General features: G+C 39.9%; 13 protein-coding genes. 5 read left to right on the top strand and 8 right to left on the bottom strand.

From position 1 onward, the window contains the following. Nucleotides 1-2: 2 nt before the first annotated feature. Nucleotides 3-446, bottom strand: a complete 444-nt coding sequence (locus FOC32_RS14710; protein WP_175967874.1) for a PaaI family thioesterase — start codon at nucleotides 444-446, stop codon at nucleotides 3-5. Nucleotides 447-597: 151 nt separating this feature from the next. Here FOC32_RS14710 and FOC32_RS14705 point away from each other — a divergent pair, with 151 nt between their 5' ends. Then, nucleotides 598-1,005: a GFA family protein gene (locus FOC32_RS14705; RefSeq protein ID WP_175967872.1), complete on the top strand. Its 408-nt coding sequence runs from the start codon at nucleotides 598-600 to the stop codon at nucleotides 1,003-1,005. A 354-nt stretch (nucleotides 1,006-1,359) separates the two neighbouring features. Here the strand turns inward: FOC32_RS14705 and FOC32_RS14700 are convergent, their stop codons facing one another. Then, nucleotides 1,360-2,388 (bottom strand): IS701-like element ISAba11 family transposase, encoded by a 1,029-nt coding sequence (locus tag FOC32_RS14700; RefSeq protein WP_081402725.1) that lies wholly within the window; start codon nucleotides 2,386-2,388, stop codon nucleotides 1,360-1,362. Nucleotides 2,389-2,537: 149 nt separating this feature from the next. Between FOC32_RS14700 and FOC32_RS14695 the strand changes: the two genes are divergently transcribed. After that, nucleotides 2,538-3,800, top strand: coding sequence for an MATE family efflux transporter (locus FOC32_RS14695; protein ID WP_228761268.1), 1,263 nt, complete (start codon nucleotides 2,538-2,540; stop codon nucleotides 3,798-3,800). A gap of 44 nt (nucleotides 3,801-3,844) precedes the next feature. Here FOC32_RS14695 and FOC32_RS14690 read toward each other — a convergent pair whose 3' ends face one another. Both FOC32_RS14690 and map read right to left on the bottom strand, forming a co-directional pair. Continuing rightward, a complete protein-coding gene (locus tag FOC32_RS14690; protein WP_005236666.1) occupies nucleotides 3,845-5,080 on the bottom strand; it encodes a pyridoxal phosphate-dependent aminotransferase in 1,236 nt (411 codons plus the stop codon). Nucleotides 5,081-5,333: 253 nt separating this feature from the next. Next, a complete protein-coding gene (map, locus tag FOC32_RS14685; protein ID WP_004784494.1) occupies nucleotides 5,334-6,161 on the bottom strand; it encodes a type I methionyl aminopeptidase in 828 nt (275 codons plus the stop codon). A 207-nt stretch (nucleotides 6,162-6,368) separates the two neighbouring features. On the opposite strand from map, the gene rpsB reads away from it, so the two are divergent. The 3 genes from rpsB to FOC32_RS14670 all read left to right on the top strand — a co-directional run bounded on the left by rpsB (nucleotide 6,369) and on the right by FOC32_RS14670 (nucleotide 8,714). Then, on the top strand, nucleotides 6,369-7,115 hold the full coding sequence (gene rpsB, locus FOC32_RS14680) for a 30S ribosomal protein S2 (RefSeq protein ID WP_004784492.1): 747 nt from the start codon (nucleotides 6,369-6,371) through the stop codon (nucleotides 7,113-7,115). 141 nt (nucleotides 7,116-7,256) lie between these two features. After that, nucleotides 7,257-8,132: a translation elongation factor Ts gene (tsf, locus tag FOC32_RS14675; protein ID WP_004784491.1), complete on the top strand. Its 876-nt coding sequence runs from the start codon at nucleotides 7,257-7,259 to the stop codon at nucleotides 8,130-8,132. A gap of 75 nt (nucleotides 8,133-8,207) precedes the next feature. Beyond that, complete coding sequence (locus FOC32_RS14670; protein WP_034171234.1) at nucleotides 8,208-8,714, top strand: DUF3465 domain-containing protein; 507 nt, start codon at nucleotides 8,208-8,210, stop codon at nucleotides 8,712-8,714. A 45-nt stretch (nucleotides 8,715-8,759) separates the two neighbouring features. On the opposite strand, the gene FOC32_RS14665 is transcribed toward FOC32_RS14670, so the two are convergent. The 4 genes from FOC32_RS14665 to FOC32_RS14650 all read right to left on the bottom strand — a co-directional run bounded on the left by FOC32_RS14665 (nucleotide 8,760) and on the right by FOC32_RS14650 (nucleotide 12,295). Beyond that, nucleotides 8,760-9,215 carry a DUF962 domain-containing protein gene (locus FOC32_RS14665; RefSeq protein ID WP_005236656.1) on the bottom strand — a complete coding sequence of 152 codons (456 nt, stop codon included), beginning with the start codon at nucleotides 9,213-9,215 and terminating at the stop codon, nucleotides 8,760-8,762. Nucleotides 9,216-9,447: 232 nt separating this feature from the next. Continuing rightward, complete coding sequence (locus FOC32_RS14660) at nucleotides 9,448-10,062, bottom strand: septal ring lytic transglycosylase RlpA family protein (protein ID WP_004784482.1); 615 nt, start codon at nucleotides 10,060-10,062, stop codon at nucleotides 9,448-9,450. Between the two features lie 289 nt (nucleotides 10,063-10,351). After that, entirely contained in the window at nucleotides 10,352-11,353 is a 1,002-nt protein-coding gene (mltB, locus tag FOC32_RS14655; protein WP_034171235.1) for a lytic murein transglycosylase B, read from the bottom strand. A gap of 288 nt (nucleotides 11,354-11,641) precedes the next feature. Then, a complete protein-coding gene (locus FOC32_RS14650; RefSeq protein ID WP_004784477.1) occupies nucleotides 11,642-12,295 on the bottom strand; it encodes a hypothetical protein in 654 nt (217 codons plus the stop codon). Nucleotides 12,296-12,309 lie beyond the last annotated feature (14 nt).

The raw sequence follows: 12,309 nt of genomic DNA, 5'->3' as shown, positions 1-12,309 counted from the left end.
CGTTAATGGTCGGAATTGAGAAAAATCATGCAGGTTGCTGTGGCATGGGCATAAATACGGCCTTCGTCATCCAGAATTTGACCCTCAGAAATGCCTAGATTTTTACTGAGATTAATTGATTTTCCGATTGCTTTTAGTTCTTGGTTGTGAGGAATTGGAAGGCACATTTTTACATTCAGATCAATTGTGCCATAACCGACACCGGCTTCAAGTAAAGTATGAATCGCGCAGCCTGTTACCGTATCTAAAACAGTTGCAGCAAAACCGCCATGTATACCTCCCATAGGATTCAGATGGCGTTCATCAGCTTTTACAACAAAGGTCACGTGTCCCGGTTCGACTTCGCTTGCAGACATGGGAATAGTGGTTGCCATAGAAGGCATAGGTAGGTCGCCCTTAAGCATCTCTTGCATAATCTGCAAACCTGAAAGATTCTTGAGATTCATAGCTTGTCCTTATTATTTTAAATACTGGATTTGAATGACAAGTTTAGGCAGATGGTGCTTCGATCAGCAATAAAAAATTGTATGAGGAAATGTACAAAGCCTTTTACTTATAATGAATCCGGTAAAATAATAATACCGAGGAAGAATAATCATGAAAGCGAGATGTTTATGCGGTGTGACTCGATTTGAAGTTCAGCTTAGAAGTTATGAAGTGGCCGCCTGTCATTGTTCCATGTGCCGCCACACAAGTGGGCCTCTCATGTCGATTGATATAGAAAATATTCACTTTATTGATCAGCAGCATTTATCTGTTGCAAGTACTTCTGAATGGGCAGAGCGTGGTTTTTGCAATGCCTGTGATACTTTTATTTTCTGGCGGACCAAAGATCATTCCTTTGCCAATATTAATGTATTTACTTTGGAGCAACTGCCAGAGGATCTGGATTTCAATTTAGAAATTTATATAGATCATCAGCCAGCATTTTATTCATTTAACAATCAAACCAAAAAAATGACAGAAGCTGAGGTCATTGCCATGTTTCAGCAACCTGATTCCTGAAATAAATATAATCAGATAAAGGAAGAGCAAGTCTGGTGATTTTATCTGATGAAAATAGTGATTAGCAGGTTCGTATTTCAAATAGCGTTCTACTTTTCATGTTGTGATCATTCTTTCTTTTTATTAAATTGTTAAACATTAGAATGAAAAACTCATAATTTCTGAGCTTAAAAAATTATTATTTTCTATAAGCGAACTGAAGATAGAGACTGAACTTTTTTATAAAAATCAATAAATATAAAGATTTATGGCACAAGGATTGTATGTGATTTCCACTGTATATCTCAGTTTTAAATAATTCAGTTTAAAAATAAAACCCGAGAAAAAAATTAAGAATATAGGACTTACGCACTATTATTTATAGATTCTCTGTGGTAGCAGATGATTTTTATCGAGAATAAAGTCATCAATGAAGTTTTTGATAATTGGTCTAAATAATTTCTTCTGCCAACGATATACATTTTCAAAGATCCGCTCAAACTGGTTCTTTTGTATCTCAACGTAGGCCATCAAGGCTGAAAAAATATGATTCAAAATCAGTTTAGATCGTCTTACTTGAAACTTTTCAATATGACAAACCTGTTTAATCACCCGGTGATATTGCTCTATTTTCCAATGACTTGAATGTAATTCATGAAAACCCTCAAAGGACAATAAATCATCTTCATCTTGATGCACAATATAAAACCTCTGCTGTTCTTTTAACTGAGTCTTAAATAATTGTACAAAGCCAAAATCTTTGAGCCAGACCACTTGACCCTGATGGAAATCTGGCAATAAACGCAGTTGAAACCATTGTCCTTTTTCTGGGGAAACCTTACGGTTACAGTCGATACCAAACATAAATCGAATACCATATTTTCTTATGGTTTTTAGATTTCCAGTCGATGAATACCAACTATCACCTGTAATAAATTGAATCTTTGCACCCCAACTGAGTACTTCACTTAACATATCCATAAAGTAATCATTCTTGGTTTTACTTTCAGATTTGTCATAAATTCGGAAATTAATTGGAATATTTTGACCATTTTGATCTGTCGCATACAAGGTAATGAGATTAATACCCTTGACGGATCGGTGGTGTTTGCCTGACCAAAAATAGCTAACCAAGTCCATATGTTGACTATATGGTTTATCTAAAACAGTATCATCAATACTGACTATAAGTTTATTATTATCAATATGTTGAATTGATTCTTGATATAGGTCGTGAGGTGTGTAGTCTTCACGCTCTAGAAAGCGATTTACACTATCATGCGAGATATTATAAGTCTCGGCAAGTTGTGTGCAGCTAATAGAGTTCGGTTCTGTCATGAGAAAGCCCATATAAATGGGTAATGTACAAGTTGCTGTAGAAGCATGTTTAATTCGTCTAATCACAGATACTTTATAAAGTATTTTAATACTTTTTTGAATCCGTCAATGCGTAAGTCCTAGAATAGAGTGATTTTGCAATGAAACAGTTTTTGCATCTTTGGGTGCCTATTTTTTTGAGTAATAGCATCATAATGTTGGCCGGAATATTTGACATGATTTTCCTGTCTCATTACTCACCGCAACATGTGGCTGCTATGGCTGTGTGTTTATCTATTTATTCTTTATTATTTGTTTCGGGGACGGGGATCTTGCAGGGTATGATGCAGGAACTTGCTGAAGCATATGGGCGACGTGCTTTTGATGATATTCAAAAAATCCTGAAACAGAGCATCCTTATTGTCGGTGTCCTGTCTGTCTTTGCAGGATGGTTATTGACTCATGCGGATCCATTGCTGCATTTATTAAAAGCAGATAGTGCATTACAGGCTTTGATTCAACCTTGTTTATGGTTACTGGCTTGGACGCTTCCAGCACATTTGTTAGTGCGTATTTTATATATTTTAACGCAAGCCTGTGGTCAGGCGAAGCGTGTATTCTATGCCAATATTTTTTATCTGATATTCAAAGTGAGTTTGGCTTATTGCCTGATTTTTGGGATTCAGGGTTATGTGCCCGCCTATGGGGTTGAGGGAGCTTTTATTGCTCATCTGACTGTTCAATGGGCACTATTAGTGGTCTATTACCTGATATTTCTGGAAAAGCAGTTGCGTGTGCACTGGTCGGGACAATTTTTCCATTTTAAGACTTTGCTAAAAATTTTAAGAATCGGCTTACCCTCAGCAATTGTCGTATTTATTGATGTCTTTACAATTAGTGCGATTGCATTATTGATCTTGCCTTTGGGGGAGATAATGGTGAATGCGCATCAAGTAGCGAGGGGTTTGGCTGGCCTGCTGTTTATGGTGCCATTTTCGATGAGCTCTGCCTTTAGCATTCTGGTCTCTACTAGGATTGGTGCAAATCAAGTGCAATCTGCCTGGGCTTTAACTTTTAAAGCGTTACGTGTGGTGGTTGCAAGCGCAGTTGTTCTGGCGGTCTTGATCGCAATTTTTCAGAAACCGATTGTGGCGCTATTTAGTGATCATACGGATGTGCTTACGGTGAGTCTGGCATTGATGTTCTTATTATGCTGGATGCATATTTTTGATGCGATTCTGGTGATTAGCGTCAATATGCTACGCTGCTGGAAAGTGGTGATCTTCCCCATGTTTATTTTTAGTGGTGTACTGCTATTAGGTGGATTGGGCGGAGGCTGGTATTTGGCTTATCATCCAGTGTCGCTCTTCAATCTCAATCTGGATGTTTCGGGAATAAGTGGTTTCTGGTGGATGCTGGCTATTTCCTATACCTTTGCCGCATTGATGTGTTTGCTTTGTTTGGCACTTAAATACCGTAAGCATCTACAAACTGCATAAAAAAACCCGCGATGATCGCGGGTTTTTTTATCTAATCAATTAGATTATTTCGCAGCTTTTTCAGCTTCGATCGAAGCAATCGCCTCATCAACGCCTTCAATAGAATCAGCAGCTTTTTTGATACGTGCAAGTGCATCAACTAATACTTCGTCAGCAGTTGCGTAAGAGATACGCATGAAACCACCTAGACCGAATGCATCGCCAGGAACGACTGCAACGCCAGTTTCTTCTAATAACCAAGCAGAGAATTCTGTGCAAGAGTTCAGACCTTTCGCACGAATCAATGGTTTGATGTTTGCGTATGCATAGAATGCACCATCAGCAGGTAGACAAGAAATACCTTTAATGTCATTCAAGCCATTCACAACTAGGTCATGACGACGTTTGAACGCTTCAACCATTGGTACAAGAACGTCTTGAGGACCATTCAATGCAGCTTCTGCAGCAACTTGTGAAATAGAAGTTGGGTTAGAAGTTGATTGAGACTGGATTTTTTTCATCGCACCGATCAGTTTAGCAGGACCTGCTGCATAGCCGATACGCCAGCCTGTCATTGCATAGGCTTTAGACACACCGTTTAATACGATAGTGCGGTCGTAAAGGTCAGGCGCAACAGTTGCGATGTTGTAGAATTCATCTTCCCAACGGATTGGTTCGTACATGTCATCAGATGCGATGAATACTTCTGGGTATTTACGCAGTACTGCTGCTAAAGCTTCTAATTCAGCTTTAGTGTAGATCATGCCAGTCGGGTTAGAAGGACTGTTTAATACCACTAGACGAGTTTTGTCAGTGATCGCAGCTTCTAATTGCTCAGGAGTAATTTTGAAACGTTGTTCTTCACCACATTTCACGATTACTGGTGTGCCTTCAGCAATGATCACCATGTCTGGATAGCTTACCCAGAATGGAGCAGGGATGATCACTTCATCACCTTTGTTTAACAAAGCAAGTGCCAAGTTAAAGAAAGACTGTTTACCACCACAAGAAACCAGGATTTGGTTCGCTTGATAATCAAGGTTATTGTCACGTTTTAATTTAGCAATAATTGCTTTTTTAAGACCTGGCGTACCATCAACAGCGGTGTATTTGGTGAAACCGTTGTTAATTGCTGCAATTGCTGCATCTTTGATGTGTTGAGGGGTATCAAAATCTGGCTCACCTGCGCCCAAACCAATAACGTTGTGACCAGCAGCTTTCAGTTCAGCAGCCTTGTTTGTCACAGCAAGCGTAGGGGACGGTTTGATGGCATTCACACGATCAGAGAGACGTACGTCCACGGCAGTATTCCTTCTTATAGGGATTAAAAAATAAAAAGCACATTATCTTAGCCTAAAATGGTGCACATTGGGCAAAAGAATTTGGAAAAATATACGAAAAAAATGCTGAATCAGTGCAACCTTATCTTGAACATCGATAGATAGTTTAGATAGACGGGAACTAAGAATATGCTTTGAGAATGAGAATAATAGGGGAAATATAAACTAAAAATGGCCACTTTAAAGTGACCATTTATATGAGGAAGTGTTGTTATTATGCACTAAAACGTGACAAATCTTCTTCAGGACGAGCAGTCAGCACTTCAATGCCATTTTTTGTTACTAAAAGAGTGTGCTCATATTGAGCTGATAATTTATGGTCTTTAGTGACCACAGTCCATTTATCACCCAGCAGTTTGGTTTGCCAAACACCAGCATTTACCATTGGTTCAATCGTAAAAGTCATACCTTCTTCAAGCACCATACCGGTATCTGGCTGACCATAGTGCAGCACCTGCGGTTCATCATGGAAAGTTGTGCCGATTCCGTGGCCACAATATTCACGAACAACGCTAAAACGTTCAGATTCAACATATTTTTGAATCGCATGACCAATATCACCAATCGTTGCACCTGGTTTCACTACCGCCATACCACGATACATAGCTTCTTGAGCGACTTTACATAGACGGTTTGCTAAAATTGAAGTTTCACCACCCACGATGTACATCATATTGGTATCCCCATGGAAACCATCTTTGATGACAGTGACATCAATATTTAAAATATCGCCTTTTTTCAGGATCTTGTTTTCAGATGGGATCCCGTGACAGACCACATGGTTTACAGATGTACAGATTGTATGCTGGAAAGCAGGGCGGCCAGGCGCTGCACCATAACCTAAACATGCAGGAATGGCATTCTGCACATTTACAATATAGTCATGACAAATCGTATCCAATTCCAGTGTTGTTACGCCGGGTTTGATATGCGGTTTGATCATATCCAACACTTCTGCAGCCAGTCGTCCAGCGATACGCATCTTTTCGATATCTTCTGCGGATTTGATTAAACGACGGGGAGCTTGATAAGTAGTGTTCATGATCTCTAAAAACTTTTGGAAATTTGTATGTGACTATGGTATAAATAGCCGCCCATTTTATCAAATGCTTTTTCGTGAATATATTTGCGAGGCTGATTGAATGGTGTATTAAAAATCCGCACATATATCGTCACATTACTCTGGGTGCCCGCAAGGGTGGAGAATGCGGATATATGGAGGCCTAACCCAAACTTTAAGGTAAAGAAAATGGCAGATTACAACGTAAGCATGCGCGACCTTCTACAAGCTGGTGCGCACTTTGGTCACCAAACTCGTTTCTGGAACCCAAAAATGCGTCAATACATCTTTGGCGCGCGTAACAAAATTCACATCATCAACCTTGAGCACACTGTTCCTGCGTTAAATGATGCTTTGAACTTCGCTAACCAACTGGCTAGCAAAAAGAACAAAGTTTTGTTCGTTGGTACTAAACGTGCTGCTTCTGCAATCATCCGTGAACAAGCTCAACGCGCTGGTCAACCATACGTAGATCACCGTTGGTTAGGTGGTATGTTGACGAACTGGAAAACTCTTCGCCAATCTATCAACCGTTTAAAAGACCTTCAAACTCAATCTCAAGACGGTACTTTCGCTAAACTTACTAAACGTGAAGCTTTAGAACGTAGCCGTGAGATGGAAAAACTTGAACGTGCTTTAGGCGGCGTTAAAAACATGGGTGGTTTACCTGACGCATTATTCGTAATCGATGTTGATCACGAAGCGATTGCAATCAAAGAAGCTAAAAACCTTGGTATTCCTGTAATCGGTATCGTTGATACTAACTCTAACCCAGACAACGTAGACTACGTTATTCCGGGTAACGACGATGCGATCCGTGCAGTAACACTTTATGCTTCTGCTATGGCTGATGCGATTCTTGCTGGTAAAGAATATGCTCAATCACAAGCAAATGCACAAGCTAAAGCAGAAGAAGCTCCTGCTTCTGAGGCTTAATGCGTTAGACGCTAGCTTGTCATTTTTGCGACACGTGATGGTGGCAAAGTAAGCGTTATGTATGCAGGCGGCCCATGAGAATCCTCTGGGCCGTTTCTGTTCTAAAAAGAATTCATTTTCTACCGAATTTAGGAGATAAACATGACTGCAGTTACAGCAAGCATGGTTAAAGAACTGCGTGATCGTACTGGTCTAGCAATGATGGAATGTAAAAAAGCTTTGACAGAAGCTGGTGGTGACATCGAATTAGCGATCGACAACCTTCGTAAATCTGGTCAAGCAAAAGCAGCTAAAAAAGCTGGTAACATTGCTGCTGACGGCGCGATCACAATTGCTCAAGAAGGCAATAAAGCAATCCTTCTAGAAGTAAACTGCCAAACTGACTTCGTTGCTAAAGACGAAAACTTTGCTGGTTTCTCTGCGAAAGTTGCTGCTGCTGCACTTGCTGCAAACGAAACTGATGCTGCTAAAATCGCTGAACTTAAACTTGAAGATGGCGCTACTGTAGAAGAAGCTCGTATTGCGCTAGTTCAAAAAATCGGTGAAAACATCCAAGTACGTCGTGCGAAAATTGTTGAAGGTGAAAACCTTGCTGTTTACAAACACGGTCTTCGTATCGGTGTTGTTGTATCTTACTCAGGTGATGCTGAAACAGGTAAAGGCTTGGCAATGCACATTGCTGCATTCAACCCGGTTGCTGTAAACGCTGAACAAGTTCCTGCTGACCTTATCGCGAAAGAAAAAGAAATCGCTGAAGCAAAAGCACTTGAATCTGGCAAACCAGCAAACATTGTTGAGAAAATGGTTGTAGGTTCTGTTGAGAAATACCTGAACGAAGTTGTTCTTGAGCGTCAACAATACGTAATCGACAACGACAAGAAAGTTGCTGAAGTTCTTAAAGCGACTGGTACTACTGTTGCTAACTTCGTTCGTTTCGAAGTGGGTGAAGGTATCGAGAAGAAAGCTGAGCTTTCTTTCGCTGAAGAAGTTGCTGCTGCTCAGGCTGCTGCAAAATAATTCGGTAACGGATTAGAAAAAAGCCCCGAATGGGGCTTTTTTTATGACTAAATAAAGAATAATCAAGGAGGAATTATGGCAAATAAAACCAATATGGGGATCGGGGCTGTCATTGCACTTTTGGTGGCTGCTTATTTAGGTCTGGATTTATCAGAATCTAAACAACAGACCAATACTTTTATACCTTCAGCAGAAATTGCGCTTCAAGAGCAGACTAATGTTCAAAAAAGTACGCATAAGCTTTCTGATGATACCCAGCGTATAGAGCAAGCTTACCAGCACAGACAAAGTGATCTTCAGGTTCAAGCGAGTGGTAAGGTGGTAGTGTTATTGAAAGATGATAATGAAGGTTCCCGTCATCAGAAATTTATTCTGGAATTATCCACTGGTCAAACTGTATTAGTTGCGCACAATATTGATCTGGCGCCACGCATCCAGAATATTCAAAATGGTGACCAGGTTGTGTTTTTTGGTGAGTATGAATATAGCGACAAAGGTGGGGTGATTCATTGGACCCATCATGATCCATCCAATAAGCACATCAGTGGTTGGTTAAAACACCAAGGAAAAACCTATCAATAAGGGAATTTTCCTTGGTTTTATAAATGTAATGATATTACATACGCTTTAAGCGCACTGTATTGCCTCAGATTGACGAGATTTCCATTTAGGTAGGACTTTGCCTAAATAGGCATCCATGCACCATAACGGGCCAATGAGAAGGAATTGAAGGTCTTTGAAGAAAGAAGGCTTTTTACCTTCAACTTTATGTCCATAAAATTGCCCAATCCAGGCAAAAACAAACAAGGCAATAAAGAAGCCGATACCTACAGGTAAAACCCAGATGAACCAAGCCATCATCAGGGTTAGCGCTGCCATTGCTACAGCCAGTACGATGTCTAAACGTGCATAAAACACAAAAGCCAGAACCAGGAGCAGAGCAGTCAGTAAAGCGCTAAAGTGCGCCATGATGCCAATAATGGAAAAATAGATGGTAGGCACGCAGACCCAATGGATCAGTTTGTTGGTTTTGTTTTGATGACTTTCACTATATTCATCTAACCATTCGGATATTGTTTTCATTCTATCGCTCCCATCCATGAACGTACTGTCGGTTTTCAAAATATAAAACAGTTTGGAGGTATGGTCAAAATGAAATCGATAGTGGGTTGATAAGGGTTAGAGAAAGCTTATACCTGAATGGAATAACATCGACAGTATTAAGGATAAAAGCAAGTCGAATGCTTGCTCTACATCACCAAATAAAAAAGCCACATGACTGTGGCTTTTGAGTTAAATGTAGAGCGGTCAAATCTTATGAGTTTGGACCATCTACACGCTCAATATTGACATGTGCAGTACCAGCATTGGTAATACCAAGCTGTTTAGCAGCACCGTAAGATAAATCTAGAACACGGTTGCCATGGAATGGACCACGGTCATTCACCTTCACAACAACACTCTTACCATTGTTTTTGTTAGTCACGCGGATAAAGCAGTTTAATGGCAGGCTACGGTGTGCAGCAGTCATTGCATTCATATCGAATGTTTCACCACTGGCAGTTTTACGGCCATGGAACTGACGACCATACCAAGATGCTGTACCTGTCTGACTGAATTTACGAACTGTGTTTGAAGCAACATTGTTCAGTTTCTCAATCACTGAAGGCTCTTCTGCAGGAATTGCAATTTTTGCTGCAATAGTTTGACGACGAACTTTATCGCCAGAACGCTCAGTGATTGAAAGGCTGTTCAAATTTGTGAAATTTGAATTGAAGCTTTGAGCTTCTTTGTTTAATACACGCGCTGCAAGACGCGAATTGTCATGATCATTATTGAATGATGATGACTGAACCATATCTGCTTGCGATTGCGTTAGGGTAACGGTCGCGGCGATGGCCATAAAATACTTCAGAAAAGAAGAATGCATTGAATCAACTCCTAACAGCATGTTTCATTAGATTGGACCTAAGTAGCTGATAACCCTATAAACATGCCTGATATTTAACTTATGCAACTACATTTAACGAATTGGATAATATTCATGCTGGCAACTGGCTGTCTAGTGTTTAATTAAAATAGTTAAAAAAAGTACGCAAAATAAACAATGAGTGATTAAAAAATAATCAATATTGTAACAAAGCGTAAAAAATGCCTAAAATTTAGACATTTTGTTTAATAAAAATCTTGACTTTAATAATATGTAGTAATTTTTACTGTTATCGGTTCGTAATTTCTGTACCTAAAAGCCACAATGCAGTGGCATACATACGACTACGATTGTACGTGGTAATCACTTGAAAATTCGGAAAAGTAATATAGTAAATCGGTCCGTAATTTTCTTGTAATTGAATGACATTGACCATATCAAGATCATCAACACGAACAATCGGATTCATCGGACTGATCCCTTGGGTTTTGATTACTCCATAAGGCGTTGGCTGTGTGAGATCCTTGGCGATGACAGAATCAGGATTCGAACCGCTATAACGGGCAGGAAAGGCAATTGGCTGATCTCGTTGCCAGCCATTCTGAGCCAGATAGTTTGCAATTGAACCAATCGCATCTACCGCAGAATTACGTAGATCGATATGGCCATTACCATCATAGTCGACCCCATACTTTGGAATATTACTTGGCATAAACTGCGGATAGCCGACAGCACCTGCATAAGAACCGACGATTGAGGATGCTGACACACCATCCTTATATGACCATGCGATCAATGCCGCCAGTTCATCCTGGAAGTATTGCGCACGACGTTCATAACCAAAGCCAAGAGTTGCCAGTGCATCACGGGTCACAAATGAACCCTTGTTGCTGCCAAAACCGGTCTCTACCCCCAAAATACCCAGAATGATCGATTGTGGTACACCAAACTGCTGCTCAGCGCGATTTAGTGTTGCAGCATATTGCTGCTTGAAACGTACACCACGTTGAATCGTGCCTTCTGACAGAAAATTGGTCTTATAGGCATACCAGGGCTTACTTTCACCTGGACGATTCATGATATTGATAATATTTGGAAGATTTTTTGCTCCCGTCATTGCACTGTCTACTTGCTGAGCACTTAGACCATAGGTCTGCATGGTATTCTGCTTGAAACTGGCATAAGAGGGATGATATTGAAAATCGTTGGCCAGGCTTAAACTACTGAGTCCGAATGCACTGACAAGGATCGAAAGCTGCTTCAATTTTTTATAAAAATTCGATTTCAACATCTTGGTATGATTTCCAATTTTTTGGTAGGTTTGTGGCTATGTCATTTGAATCGTGCCATGAAAAAGATCAATTCACTTTTCTCAATTTTCTGGCATTAGAGGCAATATTAAAGATAACATTCTGATGAATAGGAGTCATATAAACTCCCTTAAAAACAGGAAAAGTTTGGTTGTTTTTTCAGCATTTTGTATTTTAGTTCACAATAACTGTAACAAGCTATTTCTTAAGCCACAGAAAAGCCTGACCGAAGTCAGGCTTAATCTGCATTTTTTAATAAATATGCGGCTTTATTCAGTAAAAAATAAAGTGTCGTGATATTCTGCCATTGCCTGCAATTCATCCTTATTTAAATTCAGGATGATTTTATCTGCTGCAATATTAATCGCCTTGATTACTGCTGAAGCACCAATATCAGCAGCCTTGCGTTTAATCATGCCTAAATCTAAGGTTTTATTAAAGTCGACCATAAAATGACGTACAGTCGCTTCACCAAACTGTTTGTACAAATTGCTGAGACTTTGTTTATCGACACTTTGGCCAGCTTTTAATTCTGCATAATGGTGTTTTAGATTGGTGACCAGATTGGCATCCAGAGGTTCACCAATACGGAAATTTCCTTCCGGATCTTTAAACAGGCTGCGTTCAGAGAAAGCGATCGACTCCTTGACGACTTCATTTGGTGCTTTACCTAGTAACTGTTTGAGTAACACTGCCACAGTAGACTTGATATAGCCCGCCAATTTTTCTGCCGTATCGCGTTTTTCGCTTGCCGGAAAACGGCGTACCAGTTCCGTGAGAATTGCATCAATAATTTCATCATTAATCATTAATGCAGTTTTATCACGCAGTGGATAAAGCGGTTCACTCGAGTTTTTATTTTTCTGTGCAGTCTGAATTGTATTTAATAGTTCTGCAGAAGGAATAAAACCAAAAAAAGGCATTTTTAAACCTCAAT

Origin of the sequence: Acinetobacter sp. FDAARGOS_724 (genome assembly GCF_013364475.1) — a bacterium.
Lineage (GTDB): Bacteria > Pseudomonadota > Gammaproteobacteria > Pseudomonadales > Moraxellaceae > Acinetobacter > Acinetobacter variabilis.
The sequence above is the reverse complement of the archived record's forward strand: the minus strand, read 5'-3'. Positions and strand labels throughout refer to the sequence as shown.

Bases quoted from the DNA above. Each gene is read 5' to 3' on its own strand.
- FOC32_RS14710 (WP_175967874.1), bottom strand. From the start codon at position 446: ATGAATCTCAAGAATCTTTCAGGTTTGCAGATTATGCAAGAGATGCTT.
- FOC32_RS14705 (WP_175967872.1), top strand. From the start codon at position 598: ATGAAAGCGAGATGTTTATGCGGTGTGACTCGATTTGAAGTTCAGCTT.
- FOC32_RS14695 (WP_228761268.1), top strand. From the start codon at position 2,538: ATGATTTTCCTGTCTCATTACTCACCGCAACATGTGGCTGCTATGGCT.
- map (WP_004784494.1), bottom strand. From the start codon at position 6,161: ATGAACACTACTTATCAAGCTCCCCGTCGTTTAATCAAATCCGCAGAA.
- rpsB (WP_004784492.1), top strand. From the start codon at position 6,369: ATGGCAGATTACAACGTAAGCATGCGCGACCTTCTACAAGCTGGTGCG.
- tsf (WP_004784491.1), top strand. From the start codon at position 7,257: ATGACTGCAGTTACAGCAAGCATGGTTAAAGAACTGCGTGATCGTACT.
- FOC32_RS14670 (WP_034171234.1), top strand. From the start codon at position 8,208: ATGGCAAATAAAACCAATATGGGGATCGGGGCTGTCATTGCACTTTTG.
- FOC32_RS14665 (WP_005236656.1), bottom strand. From the start codon at position 9,215: ATGAAAACAATATCCGAATGGTTAGATGAATATAGTGAAAGTCATCAA.
- FOC32_RS14660 (WP_004784482.1), bottom strand. From the start codon at position 10,062: ATGCATTCTTCTTTTCTGAAGTATTTTATGGCCATCGCCGCGACCGTT.
- mltB (WP_034171235.1), bottom strand. From the start codon at position 11,353: ATGTTGAAATCGAATTTTTATAAAAAATTGAAGCAGCTTTCGATCCTT.
- FOC32_RS14650 (WP_004784477.1), bottom strand. From the start codon at position 12,295: ATGCCTTTTTTTGGTTTTATTCCTTCTGCAGAACTATTAAATACAATT.